Below are 21,521 nucleotides of genomic sequence, written 5' to 3'. Positions count from 1 at the left end.
CTGTACTTAATCCTATATTCAACAACGACTTGCTGCTGAACCTGTACAGTTGTAGCTAAATATTTTCACATTGCCAGACATGTGCATATTGCCGTGAATATTTAAGCCCATAAATCCTTTTTCAGCGCCCTGATCAAACAAAGGTACATCTTGCTGAACTAAGTTATAACTACCATCTTGTTGATAATTTCTTCCTTGAAATTTGGTATATACCTCTGAATTTGCATAACCTTCATTTGCTCCCTGCCCTGTACCTGTTTCGATCGCCATGGTTGCAAAACCCAAATTTCTTATTTTTAATGGCTTATCATCATAAAACTTAAGCTGCATTGCCGTTTGTGGGTCATTTTTATGATTAATAATAGTCGTGCCATCTAAAGAAAATTTATCTATTTGTATGGTGCCCTGAATTTGTTTAAATACCAGCCATTTTTTATTGCCGTTATTATCTTCATGGTTATTGGGTGCAATCGCTAAACGACAAAGCACATTATTGTCAGCACAATTTTTACTATAGCGATAATAAACTTCTGTAGGTTTAGTCCCACCATTAAATTTAGAAATATTGCTGAGTTCTAAATTTTCGGCATATTCATGGTTTAACGATAACGTCCAACTGAGGTCTGCTCCACCTTGACCAGTAGCCTGCGTTAATTCATGATTTTCCAGTGCAATTAAATTGGCATGGGTCAAAGGACTACACATCAATGCAATACAAGACAGTTTTTTCAACATGATGATTCTCCTTTTATAGACCTGTTGTTTTAAATTTAAGGTGCTGAATCAGCACACCATCTATTGCAACTGAACCTAGATTCTTAGCAGTACCATCTACACCCTTAAATACAACACCTGTGGCATCCGTATGATCTTTGGCACGCAACATATTATTTGGCAAGCGTTCTACAGTACCAATTGCAATACTACTATGCGTCGCATTACGTCCTTGATACATCGCAGCACTGTCATTGACATTGGCTTTTAGCGGTGTGCCACAACTCACCACATTACAGGTAGAACCTGTAAATGCTGTAGAACCTAAATACCCACCCTTTCCATCTTCATAATTTTGATAAATTTTATTGTAAATTTCAGGAACATTCGGAATACGTGTTACTTCTAGCACAATATTATTGCCCTCAGAACCAACCACAAAAGGCTGATACATATTCCCTAAAACTAAATTGATATTCGGACTGTATAAATACAAACCCTCTGTATCATGAAAAACTGGTGCCAATGAACCATCTATTGCTGGTGTGACCGCCGTTCCATCCAAAGTATCTGATTTTGCTGCTGTACTAATGCGGATTCCTTTACTATCTAAGTTTGAATCTGTGAAACTTAGATTCGCAGGATTATCATTGGTATTTAAACGCAATAAACTTGCCATACCCAATGTTTGATGATGATTTGGATTATCAGAGTCTAAAGTCTGAAATAGTCGCGTTTGAGAACCATTTAGGCTTAAACCATTGGCAACAAACTGAGTACGTAAACGGTGCTCTTTATCTAAACCCGATTTTGGTGCCCCAGTGCTTGGATCCACCTCTGCACTTGAGTTCAACTGACGTGAAAAAATATCAGTCCAAAAGCCCAATTTAATATTATTATCACTTTCAGTTGCTGTAGTAGTTGCGAGCGGTGCCTCTAGTGCTAAATAACCAACATCTTTTTCTACATTTTTAAATTGTTTGACTTTTTCTGTACCTGCACGGAATAACCATGGATTGTCTGCAGAACCCCAGTTAAAACCCTGATTGCTATAACGACTGCTTAAAGAGTTATCACTTTTAGATAATGCCAGACCATAAATAAAGACATCTGCTTTGGTTCTTAAAGATTGCACAGGAGAACCTAATGCAGCAATTTCCGCTGCCTGTTCAGCCGATTGTATAATTTGAGCATAAACTTCTGCCACAGCAGACTTGGCTGTATCTTCTGCAAGTTGACTCGCATTATATTTAGCCCGAATATCAGCCGATGCTGTTTCTTTGGTTATTTCAGCCTGTATTAATGTGGCTACTTGTGAACCAACTTGGTCTGCTCGAGTGAAGTTGCTAAGCCCTTTATAAAAATCAGAATTCAATAAATCATTATTAGCTTCTGCCGACCGACTCCCATATAAAAGATCAAGCATTTCATAAGTGTTTGTAATAGCATATTCTTTTGCTTTTTTCTCATTCACAAAAAAAGCATTCATATCATATGCTGTTGTCCCATCTTTTGCTAAACTAGCTCCAATCTTTCCCCAAGTACCATCCATATAATCCGCAAGACGCTGATTGTAATAATTCTTGAGCGTCTCATTATTAAAAAAACCTTCACGAACATCAAATGTAAATGTTTCTTTTTTCGCGTCAACATCAGCTTCAATATTTTTAGTATATTCTTGATACAAAGTTGAATATTGATTTGTATAGGTTTGTTCATAAGTTGAACGGTAAGTTTCGTTATATTTATGCTCAGCCTTACCTTTTAAAACACTTTGATTATAAGTATTGTTATAAACCGTATGGTATGCACTTTCTGCCAACTGCACATAATTCTCCCCCGTCGGGATAATACGAATAAAGCCCGTATCATATTGACTAGGGTTTTCTAAGCCACGTGTATAGCTCGACCCTGTAGATAGATCATTCGGTTGCTGAAACACCATTTTGAAGTCATCAAGGACTAAAGCAACCCCTTCGCCTGTGGTATTTGACAAAGAGTCATCGGAGAGTGCTTGTAAAGCATAACTCGGATTCGCCAAAAGTAAGCCTATCGCAGTGGCTAAGCAATGCTTACGAAAAGGGTAAGTAATTGCGTGTTCAGTCATCTCGACCTTCCTTTTATCTGATGCTCCGCATCTTTCTTTTATTTATCTATAGCTTGGCTATTTATTTGAGTGTTTTTATCCTTAAAAACGTGATTATGCCAAAGCATTCTCATATTTAATTATGCTGAATATTTATGCAAATGCAAAACAAACTGGCTAAACAGCACAGCTTTCCGATGAATGAAAAAAAGCGAGCACATTGGCTCGCTTGTTCAACAGAAAAATTGTGATGGGTTAATCACTTATGCTTTAGGCAAGGTCACGCCTGTCTGCCCTTGATATTTACCACCACGGTCTTTGTACGAGGTTTCACAAACTTCATCTGATTCAAAGAACAGCATTTGTGCCACACCTTCACCCGCATAAATACGTGCAGGTAAGTTCGTGGTATTGGAAAACTCTAAAGTTACATGACCTTCCCACTCGGGTTCGAGTGGCGTGACATTCACAATAATACCGCAACGCGCATAGGTCGATTTACCTAAGCATACTGTCAATACATTGCGTGGAATACGGAAATATTCAACGGTACGCGCCAAGGCAAACGAGTTTGGCGGAATGATGCACACATCTGATTCAATATCGATAAAACTTTTTTCATCAAAGTTTTTTGGATCGACAATTGCTGAGTGAACATTGGTAAAGACTTTAAATTCACGTGCACAACGTACGTCATAACCATAGCTAGAAACACCATAAGAAATGAGTTTCTCGCCATTTTCGTCAAAGCGAACTTGGTTTTCTGCATACGGTTCAATCATGCCGTGTTTTTCACTCATTTCGCGAATCCAACGATCAGACTTAATTGCCATTTATTTTCTATCCAAAATATGAATGTTTAACTGTGCTGTACTTTAACTGAAATCTAAGTTAATGAAAACCAGCCGTTTCCCTCACATCGCTTTTTTAAGTGCAATGATTAGGGTCTGTTGACAATTCGTCTATGTTTGCGACAACGCATATTTTTTAGCTGATATAAGGCATGGGACAGGAAATTTAGTCATTCTAAATGACTGGCACATAACGCAATAGCAGCAAAAAATATGCTTGTCCCCTTGCGCAGCAAACAAAGCAGTGCTTTGTTCTTGCTCATGTGGCTAAAACTTTCTCAGATTGCGTTATGAAACTTGGCAATAGACCCACTATTCCCTGCGTTTCATGCCTGATCTGCTCAGTTTTAGCCTACAGCGCAAGCCATTTATGAAATGTCAACAGACCCTATTTCCAGTAGATACAACTTTTAGATACAACGTTGGCTTTATAGACTCAACAAAGCCGAATAACTTAAAGGAATTGAAAAGCTCAGCAACACAATAGAAGCTGTTTTTTGTAGATTGCACTGATTGAGCCAGCTAATTTTATTTTTAGCGAGCACCGAACCAATAAATGTCCAGAAAAAAGCAATCGGCACGATTAAACATAAAAATGCCAACATGTGTGCCACATAATAGTCTGCTTTTACCCATGCAATCGTTGGGAAAATTGCAGAGGCGAACAACAATGCTTTAGGATTCAGTAAAGTCGCTAAAAATAGCTCACTCGCACGGATCGTAGGTTGATTAAAGCTTTGCTCGACTTTAGCCGTGCGCCATAATTTAATCGCCAAGAAAATAATATAGCTTGCACTGAATAATTTTAGAATGGTGGGCAACAACGGGAGATGAGTAGACACCGTACCAATTAAGGCGCCCCAAAGTGTAATAGAAATCAAATAACCCAATGCTTCTGCTGGAATTAATCGGAAAGATTTGCGGATACCAACCTGAATACCTGATGATGCAAGCAAGGTATTGGTTGGCCCTGGTGTCAATAAAATTGTGATCACCAAACCGATAAAAAACCATGAAATCATGCATTGACCTCACTACTGAATGAGCGCAGATTAAAATAGTTCATTGCAATTGGCAAAAAGTATTTTGTAAGACAAATTCTTGATCAGTTTAACATTTTAAATTTATTATTTTATTCAATCACTTATATAAAAAATATTTTTTAATTAAATGGTAACTTATAAGTCATTTTATCTTAACATTTTTAAGGTATTTAAAGATTAAACACCATTAAATCAGATGCTTGTGTATTTTTTAATCAAAAAAAATAGCTCACCGAAGTGAGCCAAATTTTCAAAATATTGTGACTTAGCTTTTAAAGATGAATCAGTCAAAATTTAAAGAATGATAACTTAATGAGTGCAACTGCAATCATTCCAAGCTGAGATCCCTCACTAGAAAATACGATTCTGATCTTTTTCAGCTTTAGGCAGTTTTTTTGCAATTTGCTGAGCAATCGCAATGTAACTATCGGCAGCATCATCGCCTGCAATCACTGACGGCGTACCTGCATCGACATTTTCACGAATACTGACATTCAATGGTAAACGCCCAAGTAACGGAATGGCATATTGTTCTGCCAGTTTATCGCCACCACCTTGACCAAAAATTTGTTCTTCGTAGCCGCAGTTTGAGCAGATATGCGTCGACATATTCTCAATTACGCCCATGACAGGGATTTGCACACGATTAAATAGTTCGATGCCTTTGACAGCATCCATTAAGGCAACATTTTGTGGTGTAGTCACAATCACCGCTCCCGTTACAGGAATACGCTGTGCAAGTGTCAATTGAATATCCCCCGTTCCTGGTGGCATATCAATCATCAACACATCTAAATCTGGCCATAAAGTTTGATTAAAGAGCTGCATTAATGCACCTGTGGCTTTTGGTCCACGCCACGCTACAGGTGTATTGTGGTCACCTGTTAAATGTCCGATGGATAACACAGGCATCCCAAAAGCATCCAACGGTACAAACTGCTCGGCTTCAATCATTGGGGTTCTGCCTGCATTGCCGAGCATGGTCGGAATACTTGGACCATAAATATCGGCATCCAATACGCCAACTTTTAAGCCGAGCTTTTGCAAAGCTAAAGCCAAATTTACTGTAGTGGTAGATTTTCCAACCCCGCCTTTGCCTGAAGATACCAAAATTACGTTTTGAATACGCGGATGTTTCGGCACATCACGTTGGTGTGGCGCAGCTTTTTGAATCGGTGGATTATTCGGATCGGCTTCTTGCATTGAACTTTGGCCCGCAGCATCGACCACCGGTGGTAAATGAGATGTTGCAGTCTGTGTGGTCGATGTTGCGCAGCTTTCATCTTCAGCATGTTGATGCCCACAACTTTCTTTTTTCTGTCCAGATTTCTGCTGAATCACATGCATATTCAGTTCTTTAATGCCGCATTTTTCTAAAGCATCTGCCAGTTCATCATGAATTTGTTGTAAATGTTGTTTTTCTTCAGGATAAGTATTGATGGTGATTTGCAGAATATCACCTTGCACATTCACTTGAGAAATACGATCTTTTAAAGCATGTTCAGATTCAGGCAATATATAACTTTGTAGCACGTGCTGAATAGCTTCCTCATTCACCGTATGCGAAGGTGAAAAAACTGATTTAAGTGAAGAAAGCCAAGACATAGATTTACTCCAAAGTTTGGAAATACCGCGATTTTGATAGTGTAACGATAATTCAGTATAAGGTTAAGTCGTGCTATCACTGAAATACTTAATTCTGAGTATATTGCTTGGTTTTTGACATGATTTATCTTCAAATGCAGACCAAGAGCTTGTTTCGATATTGTATTTAGCCTTCTAAGCGGATTTGAAAAGAATTCCTGGAATCCCTTGTGCATCTATGTGCTATCTAAGGTAAAATTGCCCGAATTGCATCGTCCCTATTTGAGAGAGTTATATCCGTGCGTCAAATTTTAGTCACTAACGCCCTACCATACGCCAATGGTCCGATCCATATGGGTCACTTACTCGGTTATATCCAGGCAGATATCTGGGTTCGCGCCATGCGTGCAATGGGACATGACGTGACTTATGTCTGTGCGGATGATGCGCATGGTACAGCAATCATGCTGCGTGCCGAAGCCAACGGGATTAGCCCTGAACAGCAAATTGCCAATGTGCAACAAGAACACATTCGCGATTTTGACGGTTTTGGTGTGCATTTTGATCATTATGATTCAACGCATAGCGACACCAACCGCGCACGTGCCAGCGAAATTTATGTCAAAAACCGTGATGCAGGCAATATTGCTGTTCGTCCCGTCACGCAATTATTTGACCCTGAAAAAGGCATGTTCTTATCAGATCGTTTTATTAAAGGCACTTGCCCAAAATGTAAAGCGGAAGATCAATACGGCGATTCTTGCGAAGTTTGCGGCACAACCTATAATGCGACTGAGCTGATTAATCCAAAATCGACTTTGAGCGGTGCAACGCCAGTAGAAAAATCATCAGATCATTACTTCTTTAAATTGCCTAATTTTGGCGAATATTTGCAAAAATGGACACGCGATGAAGGTCGTTTGCCAGTTTCGATCGCCAACAAATTAGATGAATGGTTTGAAAATGGCTTGAATGACTGGGATATTTCACGTGATGCACCATATTTTGGTTTTGAAATTCCAGACGCACCAAATAAATATTTTTATGTATGGGTTGATGCACCAATTGGTTATATGTCGAGTTTTGAAAACTACGTAAAAACCAAACGCCCTGACCTAAATTTTGACGATTACTGGAAAAAAGATTCAGACAAAGAAGTCTATCACTTCATTGGTAAAGACATCGTATATTTCCACGCTTTATTCTGGCCTGCAATGTTAGATGGTGCGGGTTATCGCACGCCCACAGGTTTATTTGTAAATGGTTTCTTGACTGTAAATGGTCAAAAAATGTCGAAATCTCGCGGCACATTTATTAAAGCAGAAACGTATTTACAGCATTTAAATCCTGAATATTTACGCTATTACTTTGCATCAAAACTGTCTGATAAAGTTGAAGACTCTGACTTAAATCTGGATGATTTTGTGCAGAAAGTAAACTCTGATCTTGTGGGTAAAGTGGTAAATATTGCCAGCCGTTGTGCCAAATTCATCAACACCAAATTTGATAACAAATTAAGTGCAAACTGCGCTGAACCTGAGTTAGTACAAAGCTTTATTGCTGCAGGTGACTCGATTGCCAAAGCATACGAAGAGCGTGAATTCTCTGCGGCAATTCGTGAAATTATGGCGCTTGCTGACCGCGCCAACCAATATATTGATGAGAAAAAGCCTTGGGCTTTAGCCAAAATTGAAGGCGAAGAACAGCAAGTTCATGACGTATGTTCTGTAGGGATTAACCTATTCCGTCAATTGGCGATTTATCTTGCGCCTGTACTGCCAACCTTGGCTGAACAAGTTCAAGCCTTCTTACAGTTAGATAGCTTTAACTTTGAATCACGTAAAACTGTTTTAGTCGGTCATGAAATTGCGTTGTTCCAACCACTCATGCAACGTGTTGATCCGAAAGCGGTAGCTGCAATGGTAGATGCATCTAAAGATTCTTTAGCCGCACCTGCTGAAGCACCAAAAACGGAAAAGAAAAAAGAAAAAGCCAAAGAGAAAAAAGCAGAACCAAAAGTCGGTGAAGCGGAAATTATCACGATTGATGACTTTGTCAAAATTGATTTACGTGTTGCAGAAGTTTTAGAGGCTGCAACCGTTGAAGGTTCAGACAAACTGCTTCAATTAACTTTAAATGTAGGTGAAGCTGAGCCACGTAATGTGTTTAGTGGTATTCGTGAATTTTATCAACCAGAAGATTTAAAAGGCAAATTGGTGGTGATGGTGGCTAACCTTGCACCTCGTAAAATGCGTTTTGGTATTTCTAATGGGATGGTACTTGCTGCGGGTAATGGCGAAGGTGTTTGGGTGATTTCACCTGAATCTGGCGCAAAACCGGGTGATAAAGTGTCTTAATTTTTAGACACTGATAAAAAGCCCTGCTATATTTTAGTGGGGTTTTTTTATAGTTATAAATAATGAATAGATGGATAAAGTTTTTTTGCTTAGTTCTACCAATAGTCTTGATAATTATTAGTTTGCTAGCTACCTATTTTATTTTTACCAACAAAGCTTTTCAAATTGGAGTAACCTCCTTGATTGATCCAAATTTAGGAGCTTCTTTAGGTAATTTGTATGGAGGAGTTATAGGTACTCTCTTAAGTGCATCAAGCATATTCCTCTTGATTTATACAATTATTAATCAAAAAGATGAAGCACAGAAAAATAATTTAAAGTCTAATTTTTTTAAAATGATTGATTATCACAACCAACATTTGATAAATATTTCTTTACCCAATACCAATCCGCAACACCCACCAAAAGAAGGGAAAAAGGCTTTTGTAACCTTCAAAATTCAGTTCAAACGAATTTTAGAAACGATTCAAGAAATTTCTGTACAAGAAAATCTCCAACTCAATAAATCACAAATATTAGATATCTCATACGTTATTTTTTACTTTGGTATAGAGGGAAGTTGGACGACATTTATAGTAAATAAACTATCAAGGTATAATGGATTTAATGAAGAATTAGTTATTAAAATTCAGAAAAGGTTAATGGAAAAGGATTTTAGAGGCTGCTTATTGAAAACCAATCAAACTCATTTAAGCTCTTATTTTAGAAATATGTATAATGCTATAAAAATAGTAGATGAATCAACAATCCTAAGTGATTTTGAAAAATACGAGTTAATAAAAATTTACCGTGCTCAACTTTCAAACCCTGAGCTTTATATCCTTTTTTTCAATGTTTTATCGCGTTTTGGAAAAAAATGGCTCCAAAATAATTTTATAAATAAATATGATTTTATTAAAAATATTCCATTTGAATATTGTGACGGATATGACCCTAAACATTACTTTCCATCTATCAAATTCGAAGAGGATGAATATTGATTTAAGTACTAACGCACAGAAAGGTGACATGGATGTAGCCTGTTCGTTAGGCACACGGACGTGCCCTCTAACGAACAAAGGATTTTTGTTACTTTTGATCCTTTAAAAGTAAGGCAAACATTTTAATTATTAGAATACCCTCATCCCAATCTTCTCCCAAAAGGCATAGGTATCTACACAAATAAATCACTTCATCCCAAAAATTAACTTTAATCCCAATACTGTCATGACCGCCCCTGCTGCACGGTCAAAAATAGCCTTAAACTTAATATAAGCCTGACGCGGTTTTTCTGCAGACAAAGCCACTGCAACCAATGAACACCAACCTGCATCAATAAAAAAACACAGAATTGGCAGCACCACATAAAAATAGTTCGGAATTTCTTTAGGCAACAAAGCCGTAAAAATACTCGCCAAGACAATTGCAATTTTAGGGTTAGATAACTGCGTAATTAAACCTGTAGTAAACGCACGGCGCAGTGACATTTGCTGTCCATGTGCAAGATTGGTTTGAATAGGCGCTTTGGCATGCTTCACAATTTTATAAGCCAAAAACAACAAATATAAACCACCACAAATTTTAAGCAGAAAATATGCTGAAGGCACTGCCAATAAAATAGCCTGCAACCCCATCACCGCCAATAAACCAAAAATTGCGGCACCCGTACCCGTGCCTAAAGCCGTAAATAAACCATGCTTACGTGAAATGGCTATCGAATTTTTTGCCACATAAATAAAGGTAGGCCCAGGACTAATTGCCCCCAACATTAATGCCAAAGCAATAGAGCCTAAAATCAATAATGATTCCAAGATAGACCTCAAGATTAGAATAATTTTCAATTATTTATTTTACTTAAAAAACCATAATAGAAGATATAATTTTTTTGATTTATGTTTATAAATTTAAGGATTTTTCAAGCAATTTGATATTTATTAAAAAAACCAAAAATAGAGTAAAAACTCAATTTAATTTCAATATCAAACAGTTAAAACATAGCATATGAACAGTAAAATTTTATTGTGCATCCATTTTTTCTATTAAAGTTTTTTTCTGATAATAATTTATCATCGATTTTTAGCAGAACTTTCATATATTTTTAAAACATATAATCCCATAATAAAATTACGGCTTTAATTTTCTTTAGAACTACAAACGAGGCACATCAGATGCAAAATAAAAGACTGAAAACATTAGACCGCTCTAAATCACATCTTTGGATTGTAGGTGGAGGCATAGCTGGTATGGCTGCTGCTGCTTTTGCGATTCGTGATGCTAAAGTGCCAGCTGAACATATCCATATTTTAGAAGAATTGAATGTTTCTGGTGGTTCGATGGATGGTGGACATAATCCGCTTAATCCGAACCAAGCATGGGTCACACGTGGTGGACGTATGCTAACTGATGAGACTTATTTGTGTACTTGGGATTTATTTTCAAGCATCCCATCTTTAGAAAATCCAGACATTTCTGTTCGTGAAGAATGTCGTGAATTTAACGAACAAGTTAAAACCAATGCTCAAGCACGTTTGATCGACTCAAATCATATTATTGCAGAAGCTCAAAAATTGGGGTTATCAACGCTCAACCGTGCTCAAATGTTACGTCTACTGGCATTAAAAGAAGATCGTATCGGTAGTCGCCGTATTGATGAATTTTTTGATGATGCATTTTTCCAAAGTAATTTTTGGCGGATGTGGCGAACCACGTTTGCCTTTCAAAAATGGCATAGCGCAGCGGAATTACGCCGTTATTTTCTACGTTTCATTCAAGAATTACCACGCATCCATACCTTAGCAGGTGTGAAACGAACTAAATACAATCAATATGATTCAATGATTCATCCTCTACAACGCTGGTTGGTGGAACAAGGCGTTGATGTTCGTTTCGGTAGTTATGTCACAGATGCAGACTTTGTCGAAGATGCCCAAACGAAGGAACGTAAGGCAACCCAACTTTATGTCAACATTCCAGAAGGCACTGAACAAATTCAACTGGGTGAGCATGATCTTGCGCTCTTTACTTTAGGTTCGATTACTGCTGATTCACGTTATGGCGATAAATTCGATGTTCCTGAGCTAATTCGTGATCGACAAGATCATGGCTGGCGTTTGTGGGAAACATTGGCTCAAAAAGCTCCTGATTTTGGTCGTCCAATGACCTTCTATGGCAACATTGATGAGCATAAATGGAAATCCTTTACGCTCACCATGCATGATGATGTGCTGCTAAAACGGATTATTGATTACACAGGAAATGAACCGGGTACAGGTGCACTCATGACTTGGTTTGAATCTGGTTGGCATCTATCTGTGGTCGTTCCAGCTCAACCGCATTTTGCTGACTTACCAGAAGGTAAATTCACCTTATGGGGTTATGGTTTTGAAATTGACCATATCGGCGATTACATTAAAAAACCGATGAGTGAAGCGACGGGTCAAGAGATTTTAATTGAGTTGATTCATCAACTTGGTTTCGATGACATTTTGGATCATGTGTTGGCACATACCGACATTACCACAGTAATGATGCCTTATGCTTCTGCCCTATTTGCATGTCGTAAAGCAGGTGATCGTCCATGGGTCATTCCAGAAAATGCGGTCAACTTTGCTTTCTTAGGTCAATTCGTAGAGCTTGAAGATGATGTGGTTTTCACTGTGGAATATTCCGTACGTTGTGCCATGATTGCCATTTATCAGCTCTTAGGTGTCGAACGTGAAATTCCAGAGATTTACAATGGTTTACTCGATCCTAAAGTTGGCTTAAATGCTTTGGAAGCAGTTTTTCATTAAATTTTAAAAAGCCATAGGGTAAATTGCTACCCTATGGTTATTCAACTTACTTTGATAAAACGATCTTTGTACACGACAAAAAAGATAACTCATTGAAATAATGGCATAATACTTGTTTTCTGACGATGAATATGATGACACATTTCAATGAGTTACATCTCTTCTTAAACAAATATCTAAAGTGGAGTAAGTCACATGTAAAATGTTTTACACTGATTATGCTGGCATTAATTGTAAAACAGACATGTAATCTTTCTTCTGCATCTAAAGCCTTACCCATCACGTGCTTACCACAATCATTTTTATCGACGTATACAACGCTTCTTTGCAGATCAGTATTTCGATTATCGTCAAATTTCTCAGTTAATTTTCAATATATTTTTATTCGATAAAGTCCAATTAACTTTGGATAGAACCAACTGGAAATGGGGAAAACGAGATATCAATATCTTGATGTTAGCCATCGTCTATCGTGGAATAGCGATACCTATTGTTTGAACATTGCTCAATGAGCCAGGCCATGTGGAACAGATTTCCCCCCGCTGCGGGTTCAGAGTTCAGTGTACTTAAACCTGACAATCCCACAGGAAATTTTACCAAAGTCGTTCAACGTATAGCGGTACGTATCACCATTGATCCGAATCAAAAAGGGATCGAAAATCTACGCCCTGGTATGTCGGTGATCACGTCGGTGGATACCGACTCATAAACCAACACTGACATTCTCAATCAAATACATTTACAATGTGGTCAAATTCATTTCTCGTTCGCAAAAAATGTTTGATCACATTGCTTTTCCTACCCCTTATCAAACATTAGAACTTCCCCAGCCTGTTCAACTGACCATCAAACGCCTTGATCAGATTCATCCCCAGATTTCGGGCAACAAGTTTTTTAAACTCAAATACAACCTCTTGGCAGCACAACAGCAAGGTTTTTCTCAAGTCCTCACTTTTGGCGGTGCATTTTCCAATCATATTGCAGCAACGGCTTATGCAGCTCAACGCTTTGGCTTTCAAAGTATTGGCATCATTCGTGGTCAAGAACTTGCGACCCAAGACTTAAATCCTACCCTACAAACAGCGCAAGATTTTGGCATGCAACTGCATTTTGTCAGCCGAGCCGAATATCGTCTGCGCCATGAAGTGGAATATTTACAACAACTTCAACAGCAATATCCTCAAGCCTTTATTATTCCAGAGGGTGGAAGCAATTCCCTTGCCATTCAAGGGACACAGGAAATCCTCTCCCCTGATGATTTAGAAAATTATGACGTAATTTGTTGTGCTGTGGGTACTGGTGGAACAATTGTGGGCATCATTGAAAGTAGCTCGGAACAACAGCAAGTTTTAGGGTTTTCAGCCTTGAAAGGTGATTTTCTCAAACAGGACATTCAACAATGGACCGATAAAAGCAATTGGTCTTTAACCGATGCCTATTGTGGTGGCGGCTATGCCAAAACTACACCTGAATTATTGAAATTTATTCAAAATTTTGAGCAAAAATATCAAATTCCACTCGAACACATTTATACAGGTAAAATGATGATGGGACTTCTTGATTTAATCCAGCACAATCATTTCCCTGCCCACACTCGAATCCTGGCCATTCATACAGGTGGGTTGCAAGGAAAGCTTAAAGTATATTAAAACCCCCACAAATCTTTTATAATTACTCGCTTTTCGTCTACCGAGTAATACTCATGGTTCATCAGGTTGATGTTGTTGTTTTAGGTGCAGGTGCATCAGGCTTGATGTTGGCTGCTGAAGCAGGCAAACGTGGGCGTTCGGTTGTGGTACTGGAAAAGGCCAATAAAGTGGGCAAAAAAATTCTAATGTCTGGTGGTGGTAAATGTAATTTCACCAACTTAGAAGTCGAACCAAACCATTATATTTCACATAATCCACATTTTGTCATTTCTGCTCTCACCCGTTATACCAACTGGGATTTTATTGATTTAGTCTGCGAATATGGCATTGAATATGAAGAACGTAAACACGGACAATTATTCACTTTAAACGGCGCTAAAGAAATTTTAGCCATGCTCTTGGCCGAATGTGAAAAAACCAATCTGGTCGATATTCAAACCAATTGTGAAGTCAAAGCTGTGAATGCCCTAGATGATCAAGGTTTTCAAATTGCAACGACTTTGGGGTATTTCCAAGCAAGCACTGTGGTCGTAGCCACAGGTGGTTTATCTATTCCAACTTTAGGTGGCTCTGGAATTGGCTATGAAATTGCCAAACAGTTCGGTCATCGTGTTTACCCGACCCGCGCAGGTTTAGTGCCTTTTACCTTCTCAGACAGCTTTAAAGAAGTCACCACACGTCTAAGCGGCAATGCGGTGGATGCGACTTTATCAAATTCATTAAATAGTTTTACAGAAGCATTGCTATTCACCCACCGTGGTTTGAGTGGGCCAAGTGCCTTACAGCTTTCTAATTACTGGGATGTCGGACAAAGTTTTAAAATTAACTTTTTGCCATACTTAGAACTCTATGACTTTTTTAAAAACAAAAAGCAAAGCAGTCCTAAAGTTTTACTGCGTACCTTACTCAGCGAACATTTGCCAAAAAGTGTGGTAGCTGAATTACAACAACTGATTTGGCCTACGCTCTCTGAAACGGCAATTGGCAATATCAGTGATGAAAAACTAGAACAGACTGCAGCACGTTTAAATGCCTTTGAAGTCAAACCATCGGGCACAGAAGGTTATCGTACTGCCGAAGTCACTTTAGGCGGAGTCGATACTCAAGAAGTTTCCTCTAAAACCATGGAAAGTAAAAAACAAAAAGGCTTGTATTTTGTTGGGGAAGTTTTAGATGTAACGGGACATTTGGGCGGCTATAATTTCCAATGGGCGTGGTCATCTGCACATGCAGCATCGGAGTATGTTTAAGTTTGCTTTTAGATGAAACATGCAAACAAATGAATGTGATAAAAATGATTCTAGTCTAAACAGAATAATATTGATCTTGCCGATCAAATTGCAAAATGACAAAAGCCAGTTTTTTCTAAACTGGCTTTTTCTTTAACACCGTCACGTACTATAAAGACTTAGCAATACGTGAATCCTGTTATTTTATTCTAAATAATCGGTACGAAATAATACCAATTTTGGCGTATTTGCCAAACGTGATTCAGTTTGCTGCATTTTAAGCACAGCATTTTGTTGATGCATAGGTAACGAATTTGCCACTTGAACTTTTAAACTGATACGTAATTTGTTTAGCATATTGATTTCTCTCATTATTGTCATCCTTGCGCGAATTTTAAGACTCAAATATTTCAGCTTGGTTAAAACCCAAGTTTTTTATTTTTCCCTTAAACCCTCATCAAGCTTTCCAAGTTATTGATCTGATTTATCCAAATCAGTCTTTGGCTCATTCCTGCCAAAGTTGATTAATTTTTAACATAATTTAAGAGCTTGGTCTATCCTCCTTTGGGTGATTTTTCTCAACATTTTCAGTTGGTTTTGTGGCTACTTCTGGTTTGGCAAAAACAAATTTATAAGCTGCTACAAAAAAACCGATAGTGATACCAGCAATCACGATTGGGGCAAAAAACTTATTGGGTGCTGATTTGGACATTATCGTTTCCTCTTTTTTTTGAACGCCGAAAAGAAATCGACCAATACGGTGATTGGTCGATCATCTTAGCGATTCAAATCAAAATTTGAACAGGTTATTTCGGGTCATTTTTTGGATGTTCATCAACATCTGGTTCAGCCTCACCTGTCGAACCAAATGGGTTATTGACTGGTGGATGTTCAGGATCAACCTTTAACGTATCTGGCACAGCATGATCAGTTGCCGCTTCAGGTGTTGTAGTCACATCACTTACAGACGCTTGTGGCTGCTCAGATACAATAGGTGTCATCACATTTGATGCTGACGTTGCCGTTTCTGTTTTGTGCAACGGATTCGGTTGATTCGCCTCACGTTTGGCTTTATCAATCAAATCAGTTAACACACGTTCTGCAGGTTGACGACCACCTAAACCAAAGGCAAGTGCGAAAGCCACTGCAACAGAACCAAGAGTTAAACCAAAGGCCAAGTTCACAATAGAGTCTGCAATACCCATCGCGCGTAAGCCCATGGCTACCACCAAGCCCATAATTAAAATACGGACTAAGTTTGCCAACCAACGCGAGCTGTTATATTCACCGCGCTGTACCACTTTGGCGACCAAATTCGCTAGCCAGAAACCCACCACCAAAATGACAGCACCCAACAGAATATCTGCACCAAACTGGATAAACATGGCAATCAAGCCGCTGACTTGATCAAAGCCCAAACGGTTCGCCGCTTCAGATACCGCAAATAGCATGGTAAAGAATACGATCAGATAACCAACCACACATGAAATTTTAGTTGTACCTAAAAAGCGCTGTAAGTCGAGTTTGGCAGGAATACCATCGACTCCTGTGCCTGCAACCACTTCCACCACAATATTGGCTACAAAACGCGACACCACATAAGCCAAAATAAGAATCAGACCTGCCGCAATAATATGCGGGATCGCATTCATAATTTCATACAGCATGGCAGTCGCAGGCTGTGAAATGGCTTCAATGCCAAGTGCCTCAAAACCAATAATCAAGGCTGTGATGATCACCAAGGCGAAAACAAACGAACCGAGTAATTTAGGTAAATTTGAATTTTTGAAGATGCCAACTTTTTCAGCATGCTGTTGAATATTCAAGCTACCCAATAAACCTTCGACAATGCCACGAACAATTTTTGCCAGAATGTATCCTACAAAAACAATCACGCCTGCAATGAAGATGTTCGGTAAATACAGCACAACTTCATTCACCATGTTTTGCACAGGGAACAACAGACCGTTTAAGCCTAAAATTGACAGCACAATTGGCAAGAACAGCAATAAAATCAGCCAATAAACAATTTCACTGATATTTTGACTTAAACCACTCACACCGACATCGGCACTGAGTTTTTCATCCAACTGAGTACGTGCCAACAGTTTTTGCATCCCCACTTTAACCAGATTTGCCAAAATCCAACCAATAAAACCAACAGCAACAGCAGCCAGTAAAGAAGGAATAAACAATAAGAACTGCTGAATCATATTACTGAATGGCCCACTGACACTGGTCAGATTCAACACGTTCAACGCACCAATGACTGCAATAATTAAAATTACCCAAAACACGACCCGTGACACAATCACTTCAATATTTGAACGATGCCCCGTTGCATTTGATAATTTTTGATCGGTGCCTAATTTTTGTAGAACCTTTTTAATTCCACCCGCGACCAATAATGCAATCACCCACCCGACAAGTAAAATTGCGACTGCAGCAAAAATGGGTTGAAATTGCTCCCAATAATACATGGCATCAAAACCTCTGCCATGTAGGTTCCCATTAAAATAATCATTCATCTTGTTTAATCCTCATGGTGATTAGCTTCATTTTTAGGTTTGCACCACAGCGCAAAACTGCTTTTTATCGATTCAAATTATTGAGTAAAGCTCTACCCACCATAGAATTTGCATATTTTTTATTCAACCTTGGGATGCAGAATCGCAACAATTCTACAAAGGAGGGATAATAAACCTTGCGAAAATCCACAAAAAAGCCCTGCATCTAGGCAAGGCTGAATTTGTAAATACGATTTTTTGACGCTTAGGCTAAACTACCGATCTGTTGCTGTTGCAGTATTGCTGTCCTCTGCACGTGCTTCATCTCCAGCTGTGCCCGTTGTCGTGCTATTTGGCGTTGCTTGTTGTACGGTTGGATTAGGATGTCCAGGAGGTGCTTCGCTCGGACTCGGATTGCGATCCGCCATCATGTAAATCAGCAATGCCAATAAAAAGATTCCCACCAGTAGAAGCATATAGACTGGAATACGTTTTTTTCGCTTAATGTCTTCAGCTGAGTTTACATGAGGTGGTTTATTGAAATCATGCGGCATGTTCCCCTCACTTATGTATTTATCTGATGAATTTTCATACTAACAAGCTCCTCACGCTTATTGTGTGACAATACATAGCAAGATGGTGAAAAGATGTAATATACCTCAAGTACCACCTATGTTGCCCAATATCGACAAAGCTGCCTCTCACGGGGAAATGCGCTATAATCACGTACCGTTTTTTGTGTACTTTGAACTTTATGGCGTATCGTCAACAAAGTGTATCGCTTGATCTTGACACTGACGTCACTCATCAATGTGCCTTGCACTATACCCGTGATGGGCATCTCATTGGTATTATTGAATTTAGCAAGCCCAGCTATCTGCTCAAATGGGGCGATTTGGAATATTTCCGTCGTCGTACCGAAGAATTTTCGGTCATGCCATTTCCAGATTGTGTGAATGCCATGATCATTGATATTCGCAACATTGCTGCATTTCTGGATAATGAAGTGCCAATTTTACCGTGGCGCTTACTTGAAGAAGAATGTCCTGTGCGTTTGGTGGTTCCTCAAGAGCGCTTAGAGCATTATGCAGGTTTTTTTGAACCGACTTGGCTAAGTAGCGATGTCAATAGCGCGATTCAGGAAATCCGCGAATATATGGATATGTTTGTGCACTAATTTCTTTGAAGAGTCACTTTCAAGCATTGCGTTCAAAAGTTGCTTTCAAAATTGAATCGCACCAAGCAAAAACCTCATCTGCAGCGTTGTAGATGAGGTTTTTATATGAATGGTGAAGATCACCTCAACAACCAATTTTTAGCGAATTGTGAAAATACATTTATTTTCAAAACTCGATTTAGGCAGCCACAAAACCTGCTTAAAACGCACCTGATCTATGCCAAAACTTCGCATTTTCTTAGATGTATAGCGCTTGATATTTTTCATATTCAGGAGTCTGCCCTGCAATGGTTGAGCTTTGCTGAACTTTAATTTTCTGAAAAAAAGCGGTTTCCTTTGCACGGATTGGGCCAATATATTCATTATACATTTGTTCCATTTCGGCACTTTCAAATTGCATTTTTTGCAAACTGCCACCATGCCAACCCAACTGACTACGCAAGTTTAAATATTTTACTTTGCCCGCAGGAAACACATAATTGGCACAAGAAGAAAAGCAATACTGCGCAACTTCTACATTAAGTTGATGGTCAAAGACCAAATTGCCCAAATCAATACCTAAGCCGATCTCGCCACCCCGACTGTTGATTTTTAAGGTATCAATTTTATCTGACTGTTTAAGTAATTCCGCTGCACGTGCGTTGGCTTCAGGGCTAAGTGGCCCATCATAAATGAGTACGTGATCTTGCACAGCAACCTGAGTTTCCACCGTTTCAGCCTGTACGGTTTGTGCGACTATAAACATCAGCCCTGCGCTGGCTATATATTTGAACAGTTGATATTTGAATAGTTGTATCACATCCTCACCAATAATTTTCAACTGCAATATTACCTTCCCCGCGGCGGTTCATGCTTAAACCACGCGCTTTTAAGGCTTCTTTGGTGTCATCCACCATGGCAGGGTTACCGCATAACATCACATGGCTGGTTTCAGGGTTGAGTACACTACCCGCAGCATGTTCGAGTTCACCATTTTCAATTAATACAGGCAAACGATCATGCAAATCAGCTTGAGGGTCGCGAGTGATAATTGGGATAAATTTAAAGCCTGTATGCCCTTCGCCAAAAGTTTCGGCAATCTCGTGAATTTTATCGACATAAGCCAATTCAGCTTCGGTACGCACGCTATAAACCAAATAAATATGTTGATATTTTGTCCATGTTTCAAAATCTTGCAGCATGGATAAAAACGGTGCAAGACCTGTACCTGTGGCCAGTAACCATAAATCGTGTGGCGCAGGCAATTGATAACGCGCCAAAGTCAAAAAACCATACGGAATTTTTTCCAAGTACAGCTCATCGCCCACTTGAAGGTGCTGCAAGTTAGAAGTAAACGCACCATCTGGCACGACAATTGAGAAAAACTCCAATGTTTCATCAAAGGGTGATGACACCACCGAATAAGCACGTACCACCAATTCATCGCCCACTTTTAACCCGATACGTGCAAACTGTCCTGCGGTAAATTTAAAATGCGCAGGACGGGTCATGGTGAAGCTAAACAAGGTGTTGGTCCAACGATGAACCGAAAGCACTTTTTCTAAAGTAAATTTTTCAATTGACATGATTTGAGCGTGGCATGAAAGACTGTGCTCATGTTAGCATGTCGGGGTAATTTATGAATATTTTTTAAATGTTAAGGCTTGATTCATGCGCATGACTTTACGCCAGTTGGCGGTTTTTGTAGCAGTTGCCCAAGAAGGGACAGTAACCAAAGCCAGTGATGCCGTTAAACTCACCCAAAGTGCTGCAAGCATGGCCTTAGCAGATTTGGAAGATGGCTTGGGTGCTCCACTGTTTGACCGTTTGGGTAAGCGCCTACAGCTGAACGATTTAGGTCGTTTTTTATTGCCACAAGCCTTAGAAATTTTGGGGCGTTGTGAAGCATTTGAGCAAGCTGCTAAAGGCGAACTACAAAGCATCGATTTGCGTTTAGGTGCAACCCTCACCATCAGTGACTATTTGATGCCTGATTTAATGGCAGACTTTTTGCAAATTCAGCCACAGGCGCATTTACAATTACAAGTGGGCAATACCCGCCAAATGATTGAAGCTGTAAATCAGTTTCAGCTAGATTTAGCCCTGATAGAAGGCTCTTGTCACTTGCCACAACTCCAATGTATTCATTGGCGTGATGATGAGCTTGCAGTGTGCTGTGCACCAAGTCATCCTTTAGCGCAGTTAAACCGTGCTTTAAGTATCGCAGATTTTGAAGACGCCGAGTGGATTTTACGTGAAGAAGGTTCAGGTACCCGTGAAGTGTTTGACAATGCAATTTTAAAAGACCTGCCTGATGCCAATATTCGTTTAACTTTGGGTCATAACGAAGCGATTTTAAAAATTGTCGCAGGTGGAATTGGTATGTCGTGTATTTCACGATTGGCGATTGAACCTTTACTAGAAAAAGGTCAATTGGTAATTTTGGATACACCTTTCTGGCAACTGACGCGCCCGTTATTCATGTTGGTGCATCGTCAGAAATACCAAGGGCCTGGCTTAAAGGCATTTATGAAGTTTTGCGACGCGAAATAGTTTATAAAAGAGTACCGATGAT

General features: G+C 39.2%; 19 protein-coding genes and 2 pseudogenes. 9 read left to right on the top strand and 12 right to left on the bottom strand.

The window, feature by feature from the left end:
- Positions 1–18: 18 nt before the first annotated feature.
- The 5 genes from FTT70_RS06020 to apbC form a co-directional block, all read right to left on the bottom strand.
- Complete coding sequence (locus tag FTT70_RS06020; protein ID WP_004975509.1) at positions 19–735, bottom strand: hypothetical protein; 717 nt, start codon at positions 733–735, stop codon at positions 19–21.
- A 13-nt stretch (positions 736–748) separates the two neighbouring features.
- Entirely contained in the window at positions 749–2,821 is a 2,073-nt protein-coding gene (locus FTT70_RS06015) for a hypothetical protein (protein ID WP_180061164.1), read from the bottom strand.
- 242 nt (positions 2,822–3,063) lie between these two features.
- Positions 3,064–3,633, bottom strand: a complete 570-nt coding sequence (gene dcd / locus FTT70_RS06010; protein ID WP_004975507.1) for a dCTP deaminase — start codon at positions 3,631–3,633, stop codon at positions 3,064–3,066.
- Positions 3,634–4,079: 446 nt separating this feature from the next.
- Positions 4,080–4,673, bottom strand: a complete 594-nt coding sequence (locus FTT70_RS06005) for a LysE family translocator (protein WP_070152620.1) — start codon at positions 4,671–4,673, stop codon at positions 4,080–4,082.
- A gap of 372 nt (positions 4,674–5,045) precedes the next feature.
- Positions 5,046–6,299, bottom strand: coding sequence for an iron-sulfur cluster carrier protein ApbC (gene apbC, locus FTT70_RS06000; RefSeq protein ID WP_180044331.1), 1,254 nt, complete (start codon positions 6,297–6,299; stop codon positions 5,046–5,048).
- A 278-nt stretch (positions 6,300–6,577) separates the two neighbouring features.
- On the opposite strand from apbC, the gene metG reads away from it, so the two are divergent.
- Both metG and FTT70_RS05990 read left to right on the top strand, forming a co-directional pair.
- Complete coding sequence (metG, locus tag FTT70_RS05995; protein ID WP_004975504.1) at positions 6,578–8,635, top strand: methionine--tRNA ligase; 2,058 nt, start codon at positions 6,578–6,580, stop codon at positions 8,633–8,635.
- A 179-nt stretch (positions 8,636–8,814) separates the two neighbouring features.
- Complete coding sequence (locus tag FTT70_RS05990) at positions 8,815–9,615, top strand: putative phage abortive infection protein (protein WP_228278934.1); 801 nt, start codon at positions 8,815–8,817, stop codon at positions 9,613–9,615.
- A 186-nt stretch (positions 9,616–9,801) separates the two neighbouring features.
- Here FTT70_RS05990 and FTT70_RS05985 read toward each other — a convergent pair whose 3' ends face one another.
- On the bottom strand, positions 9,802–10,425 hold the full coding sequence (locus tag FTT70_RS05985; RefSeq protein ID WP_096901823.1) for a LysE family translocator: 624 nt from the start codon (positions 10,423–10,425) through the stop codon (positions 9,802–9,804).
- Positions 10,426–10,782: 357 nt separating this feature from the next.
- Here FTT70_RS05985 and FTT70_RS05980 point away from each other — a divergent pair, with 357 nt between their 5' ends.
- The 5 genes and pseudogenes from FTT70_RS05980 to FTT70_RS05960 all read left to right on the top strand — a co-directional run bounded on the left by FTT70_RS05980 (position 10,783) and on the right by FTT70_RS05960 (position 15,304).
- Complete coding sequence (locus FTT70_RS05980) at positions 10,783–12,405, top strand: oleate hydratase (protein WP_180060383.1); 1,623 nt, start codon at positions 10,783–10,785, stop codon at positions 12,403–12,405.
- A 134-nt stretch (positions 12,406–12,539) separates the two neighbouring features.
- Positions 12,540–12,900: pseudogene (locus tag FTT70_RS05975) on the top strand (IS4 family transposase); the annotation flags it as partial.
- Positions 12,901–12,921: 21 nt separating this feature from the next.
- Positions 12,922–13,114: pseudogene (locus tag FTT70_RS05970) on the top strand (HlyD family secretion protein); the annotation flags it as partial.
- Between the two features lie 67 nt (positions 13,115–13,181).
- Positions 13,182–14,054, top strand: coding sequence for a 1-aminocyclopropane-1-carboxylate deaminase/D-cysteine desulfhydrase (locus FTT70_RS05965; RefSeq protein ID WP_104853251.1), 873 nt, complete (start codon positions 13,182–13,184; stop codon positions 14,052–14,054).
- Positions 14,055–14,107: 53 nt separating this feature from the next.
- Entirely contained in the window at positions 14,108–15,304 is a 1,197-nt protein-coding gene (locus tag FTT70_RS05960) for an NAD(P)/FAD-dependent oxidoreductase (protein ID WP_180168403.1), read from the top strand.
- A 183-nt stretch (positions 15,305–15,487) separates the two neighbouring features.
- On the opposite strand, the gene FTT70_RS05955 is transcribed toward FTT70_RS05960, so the two are convergent.
- The 4 genes from FTT70_RS05955 to FTT70_RS05940 form a co-directional block, all read right to left on the bottom strand.
- Positions 15,488–15,655 (bottom strand): hypothetical protein, encoded by a 168-nt coding sequence (locus FTT70_RS05955; RefSeq protein ID WP_004975492.1) that lies wholly within the window; start codon positions 15,653–15,655, stop codon positions 15,488–15,490.
- 169 nt (positions 15,656–15,824) lie between these two features.
- Entirely contained in the window at positions 15,825–15,995 is a 171-nt protein-coding gene (locus tag FTT70_RS05950; protein WP_179988591.1) for a hypothetical protein, read from the bottom strand.
- 94 nt (positions 15,996–16,089) lie between these two features.
- Entirely contained in the window at positions 16,090–17,811 is a 1,722-nt protein-coding gene (locus tag FTT70_RS05945; RefSeq protein ID WP_180050277.1) for a mechanosensitive ion channel, read from the bottom strand.
- Positions 17,812–18,065: 254 nt separating this feature from the next.
- The gene (locus FTT70_RS05940) at positions 18,066–18,344 is read right to left on the bottom strand and encodes a hypothetical protein (protein ID WP_004975487.1); all 279 of its coding nucleotides are present in this window, start codon (positions 18,342–18,344) and stop codon (positions 18,066–18,068) included.
- A 200-nt stretch (positions 18,345–18,544) separates the two neighbouring features.
- Here FTT70_RS05940 and FTT70_RS05935 point away from each other — a divergent pair, with 200 nt between their 5' ends.
- Positions 18,545–18,967, top strand: coding sequence for a hypothetical protein (locus FTT70_RS05935; protein WP_180168402.1), 423 nt, complete (start codon positions 18,545–18,547; stop codon positions 18,965–18,967).
- Between the two features lie 238 nt (positions 18,968–19,205).
- On the opposite strand, the gene FTT70_RS05930 is transcribed toward FTT70_RS05935, so the two are convergent.
- Both FTT70_RS05930 and FTT70_RS05925 read right to left on the bottom strand, forming a co-directional pair.
- Complete coding sequence (locus FTT70_RS05930) at positions 19,206–19,793, bottom strand: hypothetical protein (RefSeq protein WP_218952770.1); 588 nt, start codon at positions 19,791–19,793, stop codon at positions 19,206–19,208.
- Complete coding sequence (locus FTT70_RS05925) at positions 19,771–20,532, bottom strand: ferredoxin--NADP reductase (protein WP_180168401.1); 762 nt, start codon at positions 20,530–20,532, stop codon at positions 19,771–19,773. The genes FTT70_RS05930 and FTT70_RS05925 overlap by 23 nt, the downstream gene beginning before the upstream one ends.
- A gap of 85 nt (positions 20,533–20,617) precedes the next feature.
- Between FTT70_RS05925 and gigC the strand changes: the two genes are divergently transcribed.
- Complete coding sequence (gene gigC / locus FTT70_RS05920; protein WP_004975482.1) at positions 20,618–21,499, top strand: LysR family transcriptional regulator GigC; 882 nt, start codon at positions 20,618–20,620, stop codon at positions 21,497–21,499.
- Positions 21,500–21,521 lie beyond the last annotated feature (22 nt).

This window comes from Acinetobacter sp. YH01003 (genome assembly GCF_013420525.1).
GTDB lineage: Bacteria > Pseudomonadota > Gammaproteobacteria > Pseudomonadales > Moraxellaceae > Acinetobacter > Acinetobacter towneri.
Note: the sequence above shows the minus strand (reverse complement) of the source record. Positions and strands in the feature narration are given on the sequence as shown.

Bases quoted from the DNA above. Each gene is read 5' to 3' on its own strand.
- FTT70_RS06020 (WP_004975509.1), bottom strand. From the start codon at position 735: ATGTTGAAAAAACTGTCTTGTATTGCATTGATGTGTAGTCCTTTGACC.
- FTT70_RS06005 (WP_070152620.1), bottom strand. From the start codon at position 4,673: ATGATTTCATGGTTTTTTATCGGTTTGGTGATCACAATTTTATTGACA.
- FTT70_RS05955 (WP_004975492.1), bottom strand. From the start codon at position 15,655: ATGAGAGAAATCAATATGCTAAACAAATTACGTATCAGTTTAAAAGTT.
- FTT70_RS05935 (WP_180168402.1), top strand. From the start codon at position 18,545: ATGGCGTATCGTCAACAAAGTGTATCGCTTGATCTTGACACTGACGTC.
- FTT70_RS05980 (WP_180060383.1), top strand. From the start codon at position 10,783: ATGCAAAATAAAAGACTGAAAACATTAGACCGCTCTAAATCACATCTT.
- gigC (WP_004975482.1), top strand. From the start codon at position 20,618: ATGCGCATGACTTTACGCCAGTTGGCGGTTTTTGTAGCAGTTGCCCAA.
- FTT70_RS06015 (WP_180061164.1), bottom strand. From the start codon at position 2,821: ATGACTGAACACGCAATTACTTACCCTTTTCGTAAGCATTGCTTAGCC.
- dcd (WP_004975507.1), bottom strand. From the start codon at position 3,633: ATGGCAATTAAGTCTGATCGTTGGATTCGCGAAATGAGTGAAAAACAC.
- FTT70_RS05960 (WP_180168403.1), top strand. From the start codon at position 14,108: ATGGTTCATCAGGTTGATGTTGTTGTTTTAGGTGCAGGTGCATCAGGC.
- FTT70_RS05945 (WP_180050277.1), bottom strand. From the start codon at position 17,811: ATGAATGATTATTTTAATGGGAACCTACATGGCAGAGGTTTTGATGCC.
- FTT70_RS05965 (WP_104853251.1), top strand. From the start codon at position 13,182: ATGTTTGATCACATTGCTTTTCCTACCCCTTATCAAACATTAGAACTT.
- apbC (WP_180044331.1), bottom strand. From the start codon at position 6,299: ATGTCTTGGCTTTCTTCACTTAAATCAGTTTTTTCACCTTCGCATACG.
- FTT70_RS05950 (WP_179988591.1), bottom strand. From the start codon at position 15,995: ATGTCCAAATCAGCACCCAATAAGTTTTTTGCCCCAATCGTGATTGCT.
- FTT70_RS05940 (WP_004975487.1), bottom strand. From the start codon at position 18,344: ATGCCGCATGATTTCAATAAACCACCTCATGTAAACTCAGCTGAAGAC.
- FTT70_RS05925 (WP_180168401.1), bottom strand. From the start codon at position 20,532: ATGTCAATTGAAAAATTTACTTTAGAAAAAGTGCTTTCGGTTCATCGT.